This is a genomic window from Pseudomonas sessilinigenes (genome assembly GCF_003850565.1).
Taxonomy (GTDB): Bacteria; Pseudomonadota; Gammaproteobacteria; order Pseudomonadales; family Pseudomonadaceae; genus Aquipseudomonas; species Aquipseudomonas sessilinigenes.
This window is the reverse complement of sequence record NZ_CP027706.1, coordinates 5042054-5059829: the sequence shown is the minus strand read 5'-3', so window position 1 is coordinate 5059829 and position 17776 is coordinate 5042054. Positions and strand designations below refer to the sequence as shown.

The 17776-nt window shown below is 61.0% G+C and carries 16 protein-coding genes; 12 read left to right on the top strand and 4 right to left on the bottom strand.

Annotation, left to right across the window (positions count from 1 at the left end):
* Positions 1-30: 30 nt before the first annotated feature.
* Positions 31-504: a bacterioferritin gene (bfr, locus tag C4K39_RS23595; RefSeq protein WP_022640618.1), complete on the top strand. Its 474-nt coding sequence runs from the start codon at positions 31-33 to the stop codon at positions 502-504.
* Positions 505-633: 129 nt separating this feature from the next.
* Here bfr and grxD read toward each other — a convergent pair whose 3' ends face one another.
* The 3 genes from grxD to plzR form a co-directional block, all read right to left on the bottom strand.
* A complete protein-coding gene (grxD, locus tag C4K39_RS23590; RefSeq protein WP_022640619.1) occupies positions 634-975 on the bottom strand; it encodes a Grx4 family monothiol glutaredoxin in 342 nt (113 codons plus the stop codon).
* 96 nt (positions 976-1071) lie between these two features.
* On the bottom strand, positions 1072-3180 hold the full coding sequence (locus tag C4K39_RS23585) for a molybdopterin oxidoreductase family protein (protein WP_124347529.1): 2109 nt from the start codon (positions 3178-3180) through the stop codon (positions 1072-1074).
* A gap of 133 nt (positions 3181-3313) precedes the next feature.
* On the bottom strand, positions 3314-3604 hold the full coding sequence (plzR, locus tag C4K39_RS23575) for a PlzR type 4 pili assembly inhibitor (RefSeq protein WP_068585002.1): 291 nt from the start codon (positions 3602-3604) through the stop codon (positions 3314-3316).
* A 416-nt stretch (positions 3605-4020) separates the two neighbouring features.
* On the opposite strand from plzR, the gene argF reads away from it, so the two are divergent.
* Together argF and C4K39_RS23565 are read left to right on the top strand one after the other, a co-directional pair.
* Positions 4021-4941, top strand: coding sequence for an ornithine carbamoyltransferase (gene argF / locus C4K39_RS23570; protein ID WP_068584999.1), 921 nt, complete (start codon positions 4021-4023; stop codon positions 4939-4941).
* Complete coding sequence (locus C4K39_RS23565) at positions 4938-6047, top strand: ABC transporter ATP-binding protein (protein WP_068584996.1); 1110 nt, start codon at positions 4938-4940, stop codon at positions 6045-6047. The genes argF and C4K39_RS23565 overlap by 4 nt, the downstream gene beginning before the upstream one ends.
* A 72-nt stretch (positions 6048-6119) precedes the next feature.
* Here the strand turns inward: C4K39_RS23565 and ybaK are convergent, their stop codons facing one another.
* On the bottom strand, positions 6120-6590 hold the full coding sequence (gene ybaK / locus C4K39_RS23560) for a Cys-tRNA(Pro) deacylase (RefSeq protein WP_068584993.1): 471 nt from the start codon (positions 6588-6590) through the stop codon (positions 6120-6122).
* Positions 6591-6961: 371 nt separating this feature from the next.
* On the opposite strand from ybaK, the gene C4K39_RS23555 reads away from it, so the two are divergent.
* The 9 genes from C4K39_RS23555 to aauS all read left to right on the top strand — a co-directional run bounded on the left by C4K39_RS23555 (position 6962) and on the right by aauS (position 17752).
* Positions 6962-7810 (top strand): MIP/aquaporin family protein, encoded by an 849-nt coding sequence (locus C4K39_RS23555; RefSeq protein ID WP_068584990.1) that lies wholly within the window; start codon positions 6962-6964, stop codon positions 7808-7810.
* A 76-nt stretch (positions 7811-7886) separates the two neighbouring features.
* Positions 7887-9392 carry a glycerol kinase GlpK gene (gene glpK / locus C4K39_RS23550; protein WP_068584987.1) on the top strand — a complete coding sequence of 502 codons (1506 nt, stop codon included), beginning with the start codon at positions 7887-7889 and terminating at the stop codon, positions 9390-9392.
* 222 nt (positions 9393-9614) lie between these two features.
* On the top strand, positions 9615-10370 hold the full coding sequence (locus C4K39_RS23545) for a DeoR/GlpR family transcriptional regulator (protein WP_011063123.1): 756 nt from the start codon (positions 9615-9617) through the stop codon (positions 10368-10370).
* Positions 10371-10618: 248 nt separating this feature from the next.
* Positions 10619-12157 carry a glycerol-3-phosphate dehydrogenase gene (glpD, locus tag C4K39_RS23540; protein ID WP_068584984.1) on the top strand — a complete coding sequence of 513 codons (1539 nt, stop codon included), beginning with the start codon at positions 10619-10621 and terminating at the stop codon, positions 12155-12157.
* Positions 12158-12518: 361 nt separating this feature from the next.
* The gene (locus tag C4K39_RS23535; protein ID WP_060840809.1) at positions 12519-13433 is read left to right on the top strand and encodes a glutamate/aspartate ABC transporter substrate-binding protein; all 915 of its coding nucleotides are present in this window, start codon (positions 12519-12521) and stop codon (positions 13431-13433) included.
* A 194-nt stretch (positions 13434-13627) separates the two neighbouring features.
* Positions 13628-14374: an amino acid ABC transporter permease gene (locus C4K39_RS23530; RefSeq protein WP_068584980.1), complete on the top strand. Its 747-nt coding sequence runs from the start codon at positions 13628-13630 to the stop codon at positions 14372-14374.
* On the top strand, positions 14374-15045 hold the full coding sequence (locus tag C4K39_RS23525; RefSeq protein WP_022640629.1) for an amino acid ABC transporter permease: 672 nt from the start codon (positions 14374-14376) through the stop codon (positions 15043-15045). Before C4K39_RS23530 ends, C4K39_RS23525 begins: the two co-directional genes overlap by 1 nt.
* Positions 15042-15776, top strand: a complete 735-nt coding sequence (locus C4K39_RS23520) for an amino acid ABC transporter ATP-binding protein (protein ID WP_022640630.1) — start codon at positions 15042-15044, stop codon at positions 15774-15776. Before C4K39_RS23525 ends, C4K39_RS23520 begins: the two co-directional genes overlap by 4 nt.
* Positions 15777-15850: 74 nt before the next feature.
* Positions 15851-17752, top strand: a complete 1902-nt coding sequence (aauS, locus tag C4K39_RS23515; protein WP_068584977.1) for a two-component sensor histidine kinase AauS — start codon at positions 15851-15853, stop codon at positions 17750-17752.
* Positions 17753-17776: the final 24 nt, after the last annotated feature.

The following is a 17776-nucleotide window of genomic DNA, read 5'->3' as shown; positions in this document are numbered from 1 at the left end:
GTTCCACTAATTACAGGGCAGGACCCCATCATGAAAGGCGACATCACAGTCATCCAGCATCTCAATAAAATCCTTGCCAATGAACTGGTCGCGATCAATCAGTACTTCCTGCATGCCCGCATGTATGAAGATTGGGGCCTGAACAAGCTGGGCAAGCACGAGTACCACGAGTCCATCGACGAAATGAAGCATGCGGACAAGCTGATCAAGCGCATTCTTTTCCTCGAAGGCCTGCCTAACGTCCAGGACTTGGGCAAGCTGCACATCGGTGAACACACCAAGGAAATGCTCGAGTGCGACCTGCGCATCGAGCGTACCGGTCATGCAGACCTCAAGGCAGCGATCGCCCACTGTGAATCGGCCGGCGACTTCGGCAGCCGTGAACTGCTGGAAGATATTCTCGAATCCGAAGAAGAACATATCGATTGGCTGGAAACCCAACTGGGCCTGATCGATAAAGTTGGTATCGAGAACTATCTGCAATCGCAAATGGGTGACGAGTAACTTAGCTCGTTATATCCCCGACAATAAAAAGCCCCGCCTCTTTCCAGAAGTGGGGCTTTTTTGCATTACGTGGATATATTCGCGTAATGCGCAGGAGCGAGTGCTCTCGCTCCTGCAAGACAGCCTGGATCAGGCTTCGGTCTTGGCTGCGGCTGCTTTCTCGGCAGCGGCTTTGATCAGGGTCTGCAGTTCACCGTTGGCGAACATTTCAGCCATGATGTCACTACCGCCAACCAACTCACCGTCTACCCACAGTTGCGGGAAGGTTGGCCAGTTGGCGTATTTTGGCAGGTTGGCGCGAATTTCCGGGTTCTGCAGGATGTCCACGTAAGCGAACTTCTCGCCACACCCCATCACGGCCTGAGCGGCTTTCGCGGAGAAGCCACACTGTGGGGCATTCGGCGAGCCTTTCATGTAAAGCAGAATGGTGTTGTTGGCAATCTGCTCTTTAATAGTTTCGATGATATCCATGGAACACCTCGGCTGAACTTTCCGACTCTGTTGTCGGCACGGTGGCGCATTGTAACGGAATCCTGAGCGTACTGCTTGGCCTCTCCGACAGACTTCTCAGGCGGCCTCAACCTTTACCGGTACCCCATTCAATGCAGCGTTTCCCGACAGTGCATCCAAGTGGCGCTCATCGGTCAGGTCATTGACGCTGCAGCCCGGCTGCTGCGTGGCAATGTTCATCTGCACTCCCGAGCGCCCGTGCCCCCAGCCATGGGGCAGGCTCACCACTCCGGGCATCATCTCCTCACTGGCCAGCACTTCGACTTCCACCGCACCGACCCGGGAACTGATACGCACCCTCTGGCCATCGCTCAGGCCCCGCCGGGCCAGGTCCTGGGGATGCATCAGCAACTGATGGCGAGGCTTGCCCTTCACCAGGCGATGATAGTTATGCATCCAGGAATTATTGCTGCGCACATGCCGGCGTCCGATCAGCAGCAACTCCTCCACTGCCGGCGCCCCCTGCTCGGCAAAGCGCTGCAGGTCCGCCATGATCGCCGGCGGTGCGACCTGGACCCTGCGGTTATCGGTCCTCAGGCGCTGCGCCAGGTTTGGCTGCAGAGGCCCCAGGTCGATGCCATGCGGGTGCTGCTCGAGGGTCTGCAAGGACAAGCCAAACGGTGAGCCATCGCCATAACGCCCGGCTCTGAGGCCCATGTCGATCATCTGCGCAGGGGCCATGGTCGGCTTGAGCGGGTTTCCAGTCCTTGCCGCGAACGCCTTGGCCAAACCGACGAATATCTCCCAATCGTGCAGGGCCCCCTCGGGCTTGGGCAGGATCGCCCGATTGAAACGGCTGACATTACGCACGGCAAACAGATTGAAGGTGGTGTCGTAGTGATCGTTCTCCAGCGCCGAGGTAGAAGGCAGGATCAAATCTGCATAGCGAGTGGTCTCATTGATGTACAGATCGATGCTGACCATGAAATCCAGGCCGTCCAGGGCCTCCTCCAGGCGCCGGCCATTGGGGGTGGACAGCACCGGGTTGCCCGCCACCGTGACCAGGGCTCGTACCTGCCCCTCCCCCGGAGTGAGCATTTCTTCAGCCAGGGCTGAAACGGGCAGTTCGCCACCGTACTCGGGAAGCCCGGACACCCGACTCTGCCAGGCATTGAAATGCCCGCCGGAGGTCGCCGCCACCAAATCCACCGCCGGCTCGGTACACAAGGCACCGCCAACCCGATCGAGATTACCCGTGATCAGGTTCAGCAATTGCACCAGCCAATGACACAAGGTACCGAACGCCTGGGTGGAGATCCCCATGCGTCCGTAGCAGACGGCCTTGCCCGCACTGGCAAAGTCCCGGGCCAGCTGACGAATCAGGGGAGCCGGAATCGCACACAGTGGGCTCATGGCCTCGGCGGTGTAACGGGAAACCGCCTGGCGCACCTCGGCCAACCCATCCACCTGCAAATGGCTGTCGCGGGTCGGCCCCTCCTCGAAGATGCTGTTCAACATGCCCAGTAGCAAGGCCACGTCTGCACCCGGGCGAATGAACAGGTGCTGGTCGGCCATCGCCGCCGTCTCGCTGCGTCGAGGATCGACCACCACCACCTTACCTCCCCGAGCCTGGATGGCCTTCAGACGCTTTTCCACGTCCGGCACGGTCATGATGCTGCCATTGGACGCCAAGGGGTTGCCGCCAAGGATCAGCATGAAGTCGGTGTGATCGATATCGGGGATCGGCAACAGCAAACCATGGCCGTACATGAAGTAACTGACCAGATGGTGGGGTAGCTGATCGACAGAGGTCGCCGAAAAACGATTGCGAGTCTTGAGCTGGTTGAGGAAATAGCCGCTATGGGTCATCAATCCATAGTTATGGACGCTGGGATTACCCTGGTAGGTGGCGACCGCATCATTGCCATGGTGCTGCTGGATATCCACCAGGCGCTCGGCCACCAGGGCAAAAGCCTCGTCCCAGCCGATAGGCTGCCATTGCTTGCCGATGCGACGTACCGGCTGGCGCAAGCGATCAGGATCATTCTGGATATCTTGCAGGGCCACGGCCTTGGGACAGATATGGCCACGACTGAAACTGTCTTGATGATCGCCCTTGATCGAGGTAATGCGTGGGCCGCCCTCCTCTTCCTGCGTCACTTCCAGGGTCAAGCCGCAAATAGCTTCACACAGATGGCAAGCACGGTGATGCAGAGTCTTGGTCATGGCCAGCCTCTATTATTTGAAGTACCTGCGTTCAGGCACCGAAGGCAAAAACTATGGCCGCAGCCACGCAAGGACACCAGGGACGTTCGTCATATGAATTCATGGCCATCAACCCAGGCCATGATTGCCACGCTCAATTGGGCGGCAGTCTGGGCAAGCCTTCGGAAGGTATCTGGGCCGTGGTATCCACAGGGCCTTGCCCCGGGTAATCGGCCGACAATTCGGCGAGCAATCGCCAATGCTCGTCGAGACCGGCGCTGATACTCATCATCCGGTCGATCATCTTGCGCGCAGCAGCCCGGGTCACCTGGTCCTCGCTGCGCAACAGCTCGAATGAAAACGCCGTCACCGAGGCGGTCATGTCGGTGAGCGCCCGGGCCGTGAGCCCCAGTAGCGTCATCAATTGTTGCTCCTTGGACTCCATCGCACATGCATCCCTGCTACTGATTCGCCTTTATAACCCCAGCACTTTGCATTAGGAAATGTTTCAGGCTGGGGCCCCACAAACTCCCCCATCACGAATCTTCGGCCCATGGGTCAGAAAACGACCGCACCGGCACCGGCAGCGCCCCACTCAATTGCCAAGCCGTGCCGGGGCAGTGTACAAATGCCTGGCTGCTGTCTGGAAACTGGTCCCTGAAGTGCCAGCGCATTCGCACCCTGGCCTCCCTGAATGCCCATAATCGTCGTAGCACTATTGGTAAGACGCGACATTTAATTATAAGATCGCGCCTTCCCCTATTTCGTCGCCCCGTGCGGCTTCCGCCGCAGGTCCAGCCCGTTGTTCGACAAAACAAGGCTTTGAGAATCTGCGGTCCGTTGCAAATAAGGTAGTTAATGATGAGCGCAAGGCACTTTCTCTCCCTGATGGATTGCACGCCCGAAGAGCTGGTCAGTGTGATCCGTCGAGGCATCGAGCTGAAGGACCTGCGTAACCGCGGTGTACTCTTCGAGCCCTTGAAAAATCGTGTGCTGGGCATGATTTTCGAAAAATCGTCGACTCGTACCCGACTCTCCTTCGAAGCCGGCATGATCCAGCTGGGCGGCCAAGCCATCTTCCTTTCGCCACGGGACACCCAACTGGGACGCGGCGAGCCTATCGGCGACTGCGCCATCGTCATGTCGCGCATGCTCGACGCCGTAATGATCCGCACCTTCGCCCACAGCACCTTGACCGAGTTCGCGGCCAACTCCCGCGTGCCGGTGATCAACGGCCTGTCCGATGACCTGCACCCGTGCCAGTTGCTGGCCGACATGCAGACCTTCCTCGAACACCGCGGCTCGATCCAGGGCAAGACCGTGGCCTGGATCGGCGACGGCAATAATATGTGCAACAGCTATATAGAAGCGGCCATCCAGTTCGACTTCCAACTGCGCATCGCCTGCCCTGAAGGCTACGAACCCAACCCACAATTCGTCGCCCAGGCTGGGGACCGGGTGACCATCGTCCGCGACCCACGGGAAGCCGTGCGCGACGCCCACCTGGTCAGCACTGATGTCTGGACCTCCATGGGCCAGGAAGAAGAAACCGCCAAGCGCCTGGAGTTGTTTGCCCCCTTCCAGGTCAACCGTGCCCTGCTCGACCTGGCAGCAGCGGACGTACTGTTCATGCACTGCCTGCCCGCCCACCGCGGCGAGGAAATCAGCCTCGACCTGCTGGACGACCCACGCTCGGTTGCCTGGGACCAGGCAGAAAATCGCCTTCATGCACAAAAGGCCCTGCTCGAGTTCCTCGTCGAGCCGGCGTACCACCACGCATGAGCCAGCCATTGCTACTGAACCTGCGCAACCTGGCTTGCGGCTACCAGGACCAACGAGTGGTGCAGAACCTCAACCTGCACCTCAACGCCGGGGATATCGGATGCCTGCTGGGCTCCTCCGGTTGCGGCAAGACCACCACCTTGCGGGCCATCGCCGGTTTCGAACCGGTGCATGAGGGTGAAATCCAGCTGGCTGGCGAAACCATCTCCAGCGCCGGCTTCACCCTGGCCCCGGAAAAACGCCGGATCGGCATGGTGTTCCAGGACTATGCGCTGTTCCCCCACTTATCCGTGGCAGACAACATCGCCTTCGGTATCCGCAAGCACCCTGAGAAGGACCGGGTGGTCGCCGAGCTGCTGGAACTGGTCAACCTCAAGCAGTTGGGCCAGCGTTTCCCCCATGAACTCTCCGGAGGCCAGCAACAACGCGTGGCCCTGGCCCGCGCCCTGGCACCCGAGCCCCAACTGCTATTGCTCGACGAGCCGTTCTCCAACCTGGACGGCGAACTGCGTCGCAAGCTCAGCCATGAGGTGCGCGACATCCTCAAGAGCCGGGGAACCAGTGCGATCCTGGTCACCCACGACCAGGAAGAAGCCTTTGCGGTGAGCGACCAGGTCGGAGTCTTCAAGGAAGGTCGCCTGGAGCAATGGGACACCCCCTACAACCTCTACCACGAACCGCAGACCCCCTACGTCGCCAGCTTCATTGGCCAGGGCTACTTCATTCGTGGCCAGTTGAGCAGCCCCGAATCGGTCCATACCGAACTGGGCATGCTGCAAGGCAACCGCGCCTATACCTGGCCAACCGGTGGTGCGGTTGACGTGCTACTGCGCCCGGACGACATCGTCCATGCCCCCGACAGCGCGCTCAAAGCTCGGGTGGTCGGCAAGACCTTCCTCGGAGCCTCGATTCTCTATCGCCTGCAATTGCCCACCGGCAGCCAGCTGGAATCGATCTTTCCCAGCCATGCCGACCATCGGGTGGGAGAAGACGTAGGCATTCGCGTGGCCGCCGAGCACCTGGTGCTGTTCCAGGCCAGCGGCAGCACGGCGGCACAGATCCCGGCAAACGACTCCGGTGTACGGCGCTACAACAGCGCCCACTGAAACGACACCTCGGCTCCGGCGTGGCACCGGAGCCGGCTGTCGCACGACGCCCCAGGTACCGACTGCCGAGACTCAGGGACGTCCGATATCGGCAAACCCGGCCTGGGTATGTTCGGCCAGAACCGCCGCCGCCAACTCCACCTCCAAGCCTCGACGACCGGCGCTAACGAAGATGCTGGACAAGGGCTGCGCAGTACTATCGATAAATGTCCGCAAGCGCTTCTTCTGCCCCAACGGGCTGATTCCTCCCAGCAGGTAGCCAGTGGCACGCTGGGCGGCGGCAGGGTCGGCCATCTCGGCTTTCTTCACCCCTGCGGCATGGGCCAGGGCCTTGAGATCCAGACTGCCGGCCACCGGCACCACCGCCACCAACAATTCCCCCTTCTCACTGCTGGCCAACAGGGTCTTGAACACCCGTGCCGGATCAAGGTTGAGCTTCTCGGCCGCTTCGAGCCCATAGGAAGCTGCCTTGGGATCATGTTCGTAACTGTGAATGCGATGTTCGGCGCGAACTTTTTTCAGCAGGTCCAGTGCAGGGGTCATGGCAGCTCCAGGGCAGGGATAAAAGGCAAAACAAAGCTTTCGGATTTTAGGCCATTGATCGACAAAAGGCTCTAATCCAAGCCTTGAAAACCAGCCCCCTCCCCCGGCAACGCCGGCCTTGCTGTCACTCCTGGGCAGAGCGCCGCCGATCATTCATTTGACTGATATCTATAAAATGACCACTCGTTCACTTTCGACCTTTGACAGCGGTGTTTCTTGTCTATATTTTTTCGTTTCTGAATATCATGCGGTAAATGCAAGCTGCTACCCAGTAACAAGACGAGGCCGGAATGGGGATTCCGCCTTCGTTGGAAGTCGCGCTCCATGCCTTTTGCAGCAGCGCCAGACAACAACAAAAATCGAGGTTCACAATGACAACTGCTCTGCAACAACCGTCGCTATCTGGCCAATGCATGGCCGAGTTCCTGGGCACCGCACTGTTGATCTTTTTCGGCACAGGATGCGTCGCCGCGCTCAAGGTCGCGGGGGCCAGCTTCGGCCTATGGGAAATCAGCGTCATCTGGGGGATCGGCGTCAGCATGGCGATCTACCTGACCGCCGGCGTTTCCGGCGCGCACCTGAACCCTGCCGTGAGCATCGCCTTGTGCCTGTTCGCTGATTTCGAGAAGCGCAAGTTGCCGTTCTACATCCTGGCCCAGGTGGCTGGCGCCTTCTGCGCCGCCCTGTTGGTTTACACGCTGTACAGCAATCTGTTCTTCGATTTCGAACAAGCCCACCAGATGGTCCGTGGCTCCCAGGCCAGCCTGGAACTGGCCTCGGTATTCTCCACCTTCCCTAATCCGTCCCTGAGCACCGCCCAGGCGTTCCTGGTGGAAGTGGTGATCACTGCGATCCTGATGGGCGTGATCATGTCCCTGACCGACGACAACAATGGCCTGCCCCGCGGCCCCATGGCCCCGCTGCTGATTGGCCTGCTGATTGCCGTGATCGGCAGTGCCATGGGCCCGCTGACCGGTTTTGCGATGAACCCGGCGCGGGACTTTGGCCCTAAACTGATGACGTTCTTCACCGGCTGGGGTGAGATTTCCTTCACCGGCGGCCGTGACATTCCGTATTTCCTGGTGCCAATCTTCGCTCCGATCCTGGGCGCCTGCCTCGGTGCAGTTGCCTATCGCAGCCTGATCGCCCGCCACCTGCCCAGCAGCGCGCCGTCTCCAGAGGCCGAGCAGGCCACAGATGGCAAAGTAAAAGCTTCCTGAATCCAGCGGCGCGTGATCCTGCCCAAATCGATCCCGCGCCTGTTTCCACTCCCTTATTTCGTCCAAGGCAATCGACATGACCGACATTCAGAATAAGAACTACATCATTGCCCTCGATCAGGGTACGACCAGCTCCCGAGCCATTATTTTCGACCGCGACGCCAACGTGGTCTGCACCGCCCAGCGCGAGTTCGCCCAGCACTACCCGCAAGCCGGCTGGGTCGAGCACGACCCGATGGAAATCTTCGCCACCCAGAGCGCGGTGATGGTCGAGGCCCTGGCACAAGCCGGCCTGCACCATGACCAGGTAGCCGCCATCGGTATCACCAACCAGCGTGAAACCACCGTGGTCTGGGACAAGAACACCGGCCGCCCGGTCTACAACGCCATCGTCTGGCAGTGCCGGCGCAGCACCGAGATCTGCCAGCAGCTCAAGCGCGACGGCCTGGAAGACTATATCCGCGAGACCACCGGCCTGGTCACCGACCCGTATTTCTCCGGCACCAAGCTCAAGTGGATCCTCGACAACGTCGAAGGCAGCCGCGAGCGCGCCCGCAACGGCGAACTGCTGTTCGGCACCATCGACAGCTGGCTGATCTGGAAATTCACCGGCGGCAAGACCCACGTCACCGACTACACCAACGCCTCGCGCACCATGCTCTTCAACATCCATACCCTGGAGTGGGACGCGAAGATGCTGGAGGTCCTGGACATCCCGCGCGAGATGCTGCCGGAAGTGAAGTCCTCCTCGGAAATCTACGGCCGCACCAAGAGCGGCATCGCCATCGGCGGTATCGCCGGCGACCAGCAAGCGGCGCTGTTCGGCCAGATGTGCGTCGAGCCAGGCCAGGCCAAGAACACCTACGGCACCGGTTGCTTTTTGCTGATGAACACCGGCGACAAGGCGGTGAAGTCCCAGCACGGCATGCTCACCACCATCGCCTGCGGCCCCCGCGGCGAAGTGGCCTACGCCCTGGAAGGCGCTGTGTTCAACGGCGGCTCCACCGTGCAGTGGCTGCGTGACGAGCTGAAGATCATCAACGACGCCCACGACACCGAATACTTCGCTGGCAAGGTCAAGGACAGCAACGGCGTGTACCTGGTACCGGCCTTCACCGGCCTGGGCGCCCCCTACTGGGACCCCTACGCCCGTGGCGCGCTGTTCGGCCTGACCCGCGGCGTGCGCGTGGACCACATCATCCGCGCCGCCCTGGAATCCATCGCCTACCAGACCCGCGATGTGCTCGACGCCATGCAACAGGACTCCGGCGAGCGCCTCAAGGCCCTGCGCGTGGACGGCGGAGCCGTGGCCAACAACTTCCTCATGCAGTTCCAGGCCGACATCCTCGGCACCCAGGTAGAACGCCCGCAAATGCGTGAAACCACGGCCCTGGGCGCTGCCTACCTGGCAGGCCTGGCCTGCGGTTTCTGGGGCAGCCTGGAAGAACTGCGCGGCAAGGCGGTGATCGAGCGCGAGTTCGAACCACAACTGGCCGAAACCGAAAAAGAAGCGCTGTATGCAGGTTGGAAGAAAGCCGTCAGCCGCACCCGCGACTGGGAACCCCACGACGAGGCCAAATAAGCCAAATCCTGGATTCCATCTCCAGGCGATCTGGGCAGCCCCGCATGGCCTGCGGGGCTGCGCAACGAACCGGCATAGCCGCATCCACCACCTGCCGCAGGCAAGGTGTGCGGGCCGGTTTTCGAGACACGGCACTCGCCGTCACCCAGCCTGGCAACTGGTAGGGAGCGGATTCCTGCGGCATCATGGGCAAATTTTGCACGGCAGCCCAAAGGAAGCCCCATGAATCTGCCTCCCCGTCAGCAGCAAATCCTCGACCTGGTCCGCGAACGCGGCTATGTCAGCATCGAGGAATTGGCCCAGCTGTTCGTCGTCACCCCGCAGACCATCCGCCGCGATATCAACCAGTTGGCAGAAGCCAACCTATTGCGTCGCTACCACGGTGGCGCGGCCTATGACTCCAGCGTAGAAAACACCGCCTACGCCATGCGCGCCGACCAGATGCGCGATGAAAAGCAGCGTATCGGCGAAGCCGTCGCCGCGCAGATCCCCGATCACGCCTCGCTGTTCATCAATATCGGTACCACGACCGAATCCATCGCCCGCGCCCTGCTCAACCACAGCCACCTGAAGATCATCACCAACAACCTGCACGTGGCCTCGATGCTCAGTGCCAAGGATGATTTCGATGTGCTGCTGACCGGCGGCAATGTCCGCCGCGATGGTGGCGTAGTGGGCCAGGCCAGCGTCGACTTCATCAACCAGTTCAAGGTGGATTTCGCCCTGGTGGGCATCAGCGGCATCGACGAAGACGGCAGCCTGCTGGATTTCGACTACCAGGAAGTGCGGGTCTCCCAGGCGATCATCGCCAATGCCCGGCAGGTGATCCTGGCCGCCGACTCCAGCAAGTTCGGACGCAATGCCATGATCCGCCTGGGCCCCATCAGCCTGATCGATTGCCTGGTCACCGACCAGCAACCAGTACCAGCCCTGACCCAACTGCTCAACCAGCACAAGATCCGCCTCGAAGTCGTCTGACGCCCCTTCACCCACGACCGGGCAGTCTTCCTTGCCCGGCCGTTGCGGCAACTCTCCTGCCCGCCTCCTGCCTGCACACCCACGACTGCAATAATCGCCTGACAATGTTCGCAAACCGACTTTTCGGGGCCCTTCGATCAGTTTTTTCAATCGAAGCGCGCTGGATACCGCCTTGTTTATGCGCTAGTATTTTCGGAAATGAACATTAATGTTCGAATTCAAATATCAAAGCAACACGAGGCCAGTCGATGCCCACTTCTACCTTGCCCGCGCGCCCTCTTTCCGAGGTTTACGATATCGCCGTCATTGGCGGTGGGATCAACGGTGTTGGAATTGCCGCAGATGCGGCGGGTCGCGGCCTGTCCGTGTTCCTTTGTGAAAAGGACGACCTGGCCAGCCACACCTCATCGGCCAGCAGCAAGCTGATCCACGGTGGCCTGCGTTACCTGGAGCACTACGAGTTCCGCCTGGTACGTGAAGCCCTGGCCGAACGCGAAGTGCTGCTGGCCAAGGCGCCACATATCGTCAAGCCCATGCGCTTCGTGTTGCCGCACCGTCCTCACCTGCGTCCGGCCTGGATGATCCGTGCCGGCCTGTTTCTCTACGATCACCTGGGCAAGCGGGAAAAACTCGGCGGCTCGCGCAGCCTGAAGTTCGGCGCCGACAGCGCGCTGCAAGCGCAGATCACCAAGGGTTTCGAATACTCCGACTGCTGGGTCGATGACGCACGCCTGGTGGTACTCAATGCCATGGCTGCCCGTGAACATGGCGCCCACGTACACACCCAGACTCGCTGCGTCAGTGCTCGTCGCAGCAAGGGTCTGTGGCAACTGGACCTGGAACGCGCCGATGGCAGCCTGTTCTCCATCACTGCCAAGGCCCTGGTGAACGCTGCCGGACCTTGGGTCGCCAAGTTCATCAAGGACGACCTGAAGCTGGAATCGCCCTACGGCATCCGCCTGATCCAGGGCAGCCACCTGATCGTGCCCAAGCTATACGAAGGTGAGCACGCGCATATCCTGCAGAACGAAGACCAGCGCATCGTCTTCACCATCCCCTACCTCGACCAGTTCACCCTGATCGGCACCACCGACCGTGAATACACCGGTGATCCGGCCAAGGTAGCGATCACCGAAGGGGAAACCGACTACCTGCTGCAGGTAGTCAACGCCCACTTCAAGAAACAACTGAGCCGCAGCGATATCCTGCACACCTACTCCGGTGTTCGCCCGCTGTGCAACGATGAATCCGACAACCCTTCGGCAGTGACCCGTGACTACACCCTGGCGCTGTCCGGCAATGGCGACGAAGCTCCATTGCTATCGGTGTTCGGCGGCAAGCTCACCACCTATCGCAAGTTGGCCGAGTCGGCCATGGCCCAGTTGGTGCCTTACTTCAAGCACGCCAAGCCGAGCTGGACTGCCCGCGCCAGCCTGCCCGGTGGCGAGGACATGACCACGCCACAGGCCCTGGCCGACGCCATCCGCAGCAAATTCGACTGGCTGCCCAGCCAGATCGCCCGCCGCTGGGCGACGACCTACGGCAGCCGTACCTGGCGCCTGCTGGAGGGAGTGCACAGCCTGAGCGACATGGGCGAGCATCTGGGGGGTGGTCTCTACAGCCGCGAAGTGGACTACCTGTGCAGCGAGGAGTGGGCAGTGAAGGCCCAGGACATCCTCTGGCGCCGAAGCAAACTGGGGTTGTTCACCACCCCGGAAGAGCAACAGCAGTTGCAGGCCTACCTGCAGAAGATCGAACTCGATCGCGGCAAGATCAAGGCCGCCTGAGTTCCACTGCCATGAAAAAGCCCCTGCACCGTGAGGTCCAGGGGCTTTTTCATGGACTGAACATGAACCCTTCGCCATTTCTCGACGCCGAAGCGCCGCCATTATCGTTCGGATTTCCGAACGCAACCCCGCCAGGGATTCGGCAAACCGGATGAACCCGCCCCACAACCTCTGCCATGAATATTTAATAGCCTTTGAAATCAAGGCTTTGACCATGATCAACTGGCCTGGCACGACTCATGCTCTACACTGTCCGACGAATGCCTGTCGTGCCAACACAACAGGAGCCGTCGAGGCATTCGCTGTATAAAAGAGCCGTCCAATCGGCTGTATAAAAAAAACAAATGTCGAGGAAATACTGATGCGCATCGTTCCCCATCTGTTGGGCGCAGCTATCGCTGCCGCTCTGATTAGCACTCCAGTTTTCGCTGCCGAACTCACCGGCACACTGAAGAAAATCAAAGAGTCCGGCACCATCACCCTCGGACATCGCGACGCTTCCATTCCGTTTTCCTATATCGCCGATGCTTCGGGTGTGCCAGTGGGCTACTCCCACGACATCCAGCTGAAGATCGTCGAAGCCATCAAGAAAGACCTCGACATGCCTGACCTCAAGGTCAAGTACAACCTGGTCACCTCCCAGACCCGTATCCCGCTGGTGCAGAACGGCACCGTGGACGTCGAGTGCGGCTCCACCACCAACAACGTCGAGCGCCAGCAGCAGGTCGACTTCTCGGTCGGTATCTTCGAGATCGGTACCCGCCTGCTGTCCAAGAAGGACTCCACCTACAAGGACTTCGCTGACCTGAAGGGCAAGAACGTGGTGACCACCGCCGGTACCACTTCCGAGCGCATCCTCAAGGCCATGAACGCCGACAAGCAAATGGGCATGAACGTGATCTCCGCCAAGGACCACGGCGAGTCGTTCCAGATGCTCGAATCGGGCCGCGCTGTCGCCTTCATGATGGACGACGCCCTGCTGGCCGGTGAGATGGCCAAGGCCAAGAAGCCTACCGACTGGGCCGTGACCGGTACCCCTCAGTCCTACGAAATCTACGGCTGCATGGTCCGCAAGGGTGATGCTCCCTTCAAGAAAGCCGTGGACGACGCCATCGTCGCTACCTACAAGTCGGGCGAGATCAACAAGATCTACGACAAGTGGTTCCAATCGCCGATCCCGCCAAAAGGCCTGAACCTGATGTTCCCGATGAGCGACGAGCTCAAGGCCCTGATCGCCAATCCGACCGACAAAGCGGCTGACGACAAAAAGTCCTGATTCCTGACTAACCTTACTCCTGAAGGGGCCCTGGCCTCTTCAGGAGCCTGTCACTACCTGCTGGCACATTCTGGAAACACTCGCACCGGTGGTTGTCGAGCCGATCGCGCGTGCCTGGCCGTCCTGGCCAGACGGGAACGGATCTCCCCAGGCGGGTGCTTGTAGTACATCGAACGATCTGAGGGGTAACCCCAATGAATTACAACTGGGACTGGGGCGTGTTCTTCAAGTCCACCGGCGTGGGCAGCGAGACCTATCTCGACTGGTTCATCTCGGGGCTGGGCTGGACCATCGCCATCGCCGTGGTGGCCTGGATCATCGCATTGATACTGGGATCGATCCTGGGGGTCATGCGTACCGTGCCGAACCGCCTGGTGTCGGGCATCGCCACCGTCTACGTGGAGATCTTCCGCAACGTGCCCCTGTTGGTGCAGCTGTTCATCTGGTACTTCCTGGTGCCCGACCTGCTGCCGCAGAACCTGCAGGACTGGTACAAGCAGGATCTCAACCCGACCACCTCGGCCTACCTGAGCGTCGTCGTCTGCCTGGGCCTGTTCACCGCCGCCCGGGTCTGCGAACAAGTGCGCACCGGTATCCAGGCCCTGCCCCGCGGCCAGGAAGCCGCTGCCCGCGCCCTGGGTTTCAAGCTGCCGCAGATCTACTGGAACGTGCTGCTGCCCCAGGCCTATCGGATCATCATTCCGCCGCTCACCTCGGAATTTCTCAACGTCTTCAAGAACTCCTCCGTGGCCTCGCTGATCGGCCTGATGGAGCTGTTGGCCCAGACCAAGCAGACCGCCGAGTTCTCGGCCAACCTGTTCGAAGCCTTCACCCTGGCCACCCTGATCTACTTCACCCTGAACATGAGCCTGATGCTGCTGATGCGCCTGGTGGAGAAGAAAGTCTCGGTCCCCGGCTTGATCTCCGTGGGAGGTAAATAATGGAATTCGACTTCTCGGGCATCGTCCCGGCCATTCCCGGCCTGTGGAACGGCATGCTGATGACCCTCAAGCTGATGGTCCTGGGCGTAGTCGGGGGGATCATCCTCGGCACCCTGCTGGCCCTGATGCGCCTGTCCCACAACAAGCTGCTGGCGAACATCGCCGGCGCCTACGTCAACTACTTCCGCTCGATCCCGCTGCTGCTGGTGATCACCTGGTTCTACCTGGCGGTGCCTTTCGTGCTGCGCTGGATCACCGGCGAAGACACCCCGATCGGCGCGTTCACCTCGTGCATCGTGGCCTTCATGATGTTCGAAGCAGCGTACTTCTGCGAAATCGTCCGGGCCGGCGTGCAGTCGATCCCCAAGGGCCAGATGGGCGCCGCCCAGGCCCTGGGCATGACCTACGGCCAGACCATGCGCCTGATCATCCTGCCCCAGGCCTTTCGCAAGATGACCCCACTGCTGCTGCAGCAGAGCATCATCCTGTTCCAGGACACCTCCCTGGTATACACCGTGGGCCTGGTGGACTTCCTCAATGCCTCGCGCTCCAGCGGCGACATCATCGGCCGCTCCAATGAATTCCTGATCTTCGCCGGTCTGGTGTATTTCACAATCAGCTTCGCCGCCTCGCTGCTGGTCAAGCGTCTGCAAAAAAGGTTCGCCGTATGATCTCTATCAAAAACGTCAACAAGTGGTATGGGGACTTCCAGGTACTGACCGACTGCAGCACCGAGGTCAAGAAAGGTGAGGTGGTGGTGGTCTGCGGGCCGTCCGGTTCGGGCAAGTCGACCCTGATCAAGTGCGTCAATGCCCTGGAGCCGTTCCAGAAAGGCGACATCGTGGTCGACGGTACGTCCATTGCCGACCCCAAGACCGACCTGCCCAAGCTGCGCTCGCGGGTCGGCATGGTGTTCCAGCACTTCGAGCTGTTCCCGCACCTGAGCATCACCGAGAACCTGACCATCGCCCAGATCAAGGTCCTGGGCCGCAGCAAGGAAGAGGCCACCAAGAAAGGCCTGCAACTGCTGGAGCGAGTCGGTCTGGCCGCCCATGCCCACAAGCATCCGGGCCAGCTTTCCGGTGGCCAGCAACAACGTGTGGCCATCGCCCGCGCCCTGGCCATGGACCCGATCGTCATGCTGTTCGACGAACCGACCTCGGCCCTGGACCCGGAAATGGTCAACGAGGTGCTGGATGTGATGGTGCAACTGGCCAACGAAGGCATGACCATGATGTGCGTGACCCACGAAATGGGCTTTGCCCGCAAGGTGGCGAACCGAGTGATCTTCATGGACAAGGGGCAGATCATCGAGGACTGCCAGAAAGAAGAGTTCTTCGGCGACATCAACGCCCGCTCCGAACGTGCGCAGCACTTCCTCGAGAAAATCCTGCAGCACTAAAACCTGTGTTCCCGCAGGAGCTGGTTCGCCAGCTCCTGCGGGCATTGCACAGTGGTTGACCCAAGGCATCTGTGATGAAATGCGACCCCACTCTCTATCGCGCTACGCCGCCATCACTTGCCGTGAAACCCCGCCTGATCCGCCACCTGTTCCTACCGCCGCTGATCATCGTGCTGATGACCGCCCTGGGCTATGCCGGCTTCTGGATCAGCGAGCACAACGGCATTCGCACCCTCAGTGAAAATGGCGCACGCCAGCTGGAGCTGCATGCCCGGGCCGTAGAGAGCGAGATCAGCAAGTACACCTACCTGCCCAGCCTGCTGGAACTGGAATCCAGCGTCTCGACGCTGCTGGCCGATCCTTCGCCGGAACACCGGCAAGCCGTCAACCAATACCTCGAAGGCCTGAACCGCCGCAGCCGCAGCCGGGCCATCTATGTCATGGACACCACCGGCCGGGTGCTGGCCACCAGCAACTGGCGCGATGTCGACAGCTACCTGGGCGAAGACCTGTCGTTCCGGGCCTATTACCAGAATGCCGTACGCGGCTACCCCGGGCGTTTCTACGGGATTGGCAGCACCAACGGCGAACCCGGCTACTACCTGGCCCACGGCCTGGAGGAACAGGGCAAGATCATTGGCGTGGCGGTGGTCAAGGTACGCCTGGAGGCCCTGGAAGAACGCTGGCAAAGAGCGCGCCTGGAAGCGTTCGTCAGCGACGAGAACGGCATCATCATTCTCTCCAGCGATCCCTCGCGACGCCTCAAGTCAGTACGTCCCCTGAGCGACGACACCAAGGAACGCCTGGCTCGCAGCCTGCAGTACTACTGGTTTCCCCTCAACGAGCTGGAGCCCCTGGCCCGGGAGCGCCTGGCCGAAGGCATGGAAAAACTGAGCTTCCCGGCCAACGCCGAACTGGCCTCCGATGACAAGCCCATCAGCTACCTGTCCCAGACGCGCCCCTTGAGCGATACGCCCTGGAACTTCACCCTCCTCACGCCCCTGCAGGACCTGCGCCGCGAGGCCATCAACCAGGGCATCCTGGTAGCCGTGGCCTTCGGCCTGGTGGCTTTTCTACTGATCGCCTGGAACGAGCGGCGCAAAGCCATCGCCACTCGTCTCGCCGCTCGCGAGGCCCTGCAAGAAGCCAATAGCCAGCTGGAACGCAAGATCACCGAACGCACTGCCGACCTGCGGGCCAGTAACGAGCGGCTCAAGGCGCAGATCCGTGAGCGCCGCCAGGCCGAGGAAACCCTGCGCCGGGCCCAGGACGAGCTGGTCCAGGCCGGCAAGCTGGCGGCCATCGGCCAGATGTCCACCAGCATCGCCCACGAACTCAACCAGCCCCTGGCGGCGCTACGTACCCTGTCCGGCAACACCGTGCGCTTCCTCGAACGCGGCGCCCTGGACACCGCCAGCGCCAACCTCAAGACCATCAACGAACTGATCGACCGCATGGGCCGCATCACTGCCAGCCTGCGCTCCTTCGCCCGCCGTGGCGACGACCAGGGCCAGGCCAGCCTGGGCAAGGCCGTGGACGCGGCCCTGCAGGTCCTCGGCGCACGTATCGAACCGCTGCCGCTACAGCTGCACCGCGACTTCAGCGAACAGACCCTGCAAATCGACCAGACCCGCCTGGAACAGATCCTGGTCAACCTCATGGGCAATGCCCTGGATGCCATGCAGGCGCAGCCGGCGCCCCAGCTCTGGCTGGAGGGCGAGGCCAGCGACGGCAAATACCGTCTGCGGGTGCGGGATAACGGCCACGGCATCGACCCTGAAACGCGCAAGCACCTGTTCGAACCCTTCTTCACCACCAAGCCCGGCGAACAAGGGCTGGGACTGGGCCTGACCCTGTCCGCCAGCCTCGCCGCCGCCACGGGCGGCAGCCTGGTGGTGGAACACCCGGCAAGCGGCGGCACCGCCTTTGTCCTCAGCTTGCCCTTGGCAAGCCCCACTCAAGCCGAGCCGATATGAACAACGAGCTGACCGTGCTGATCG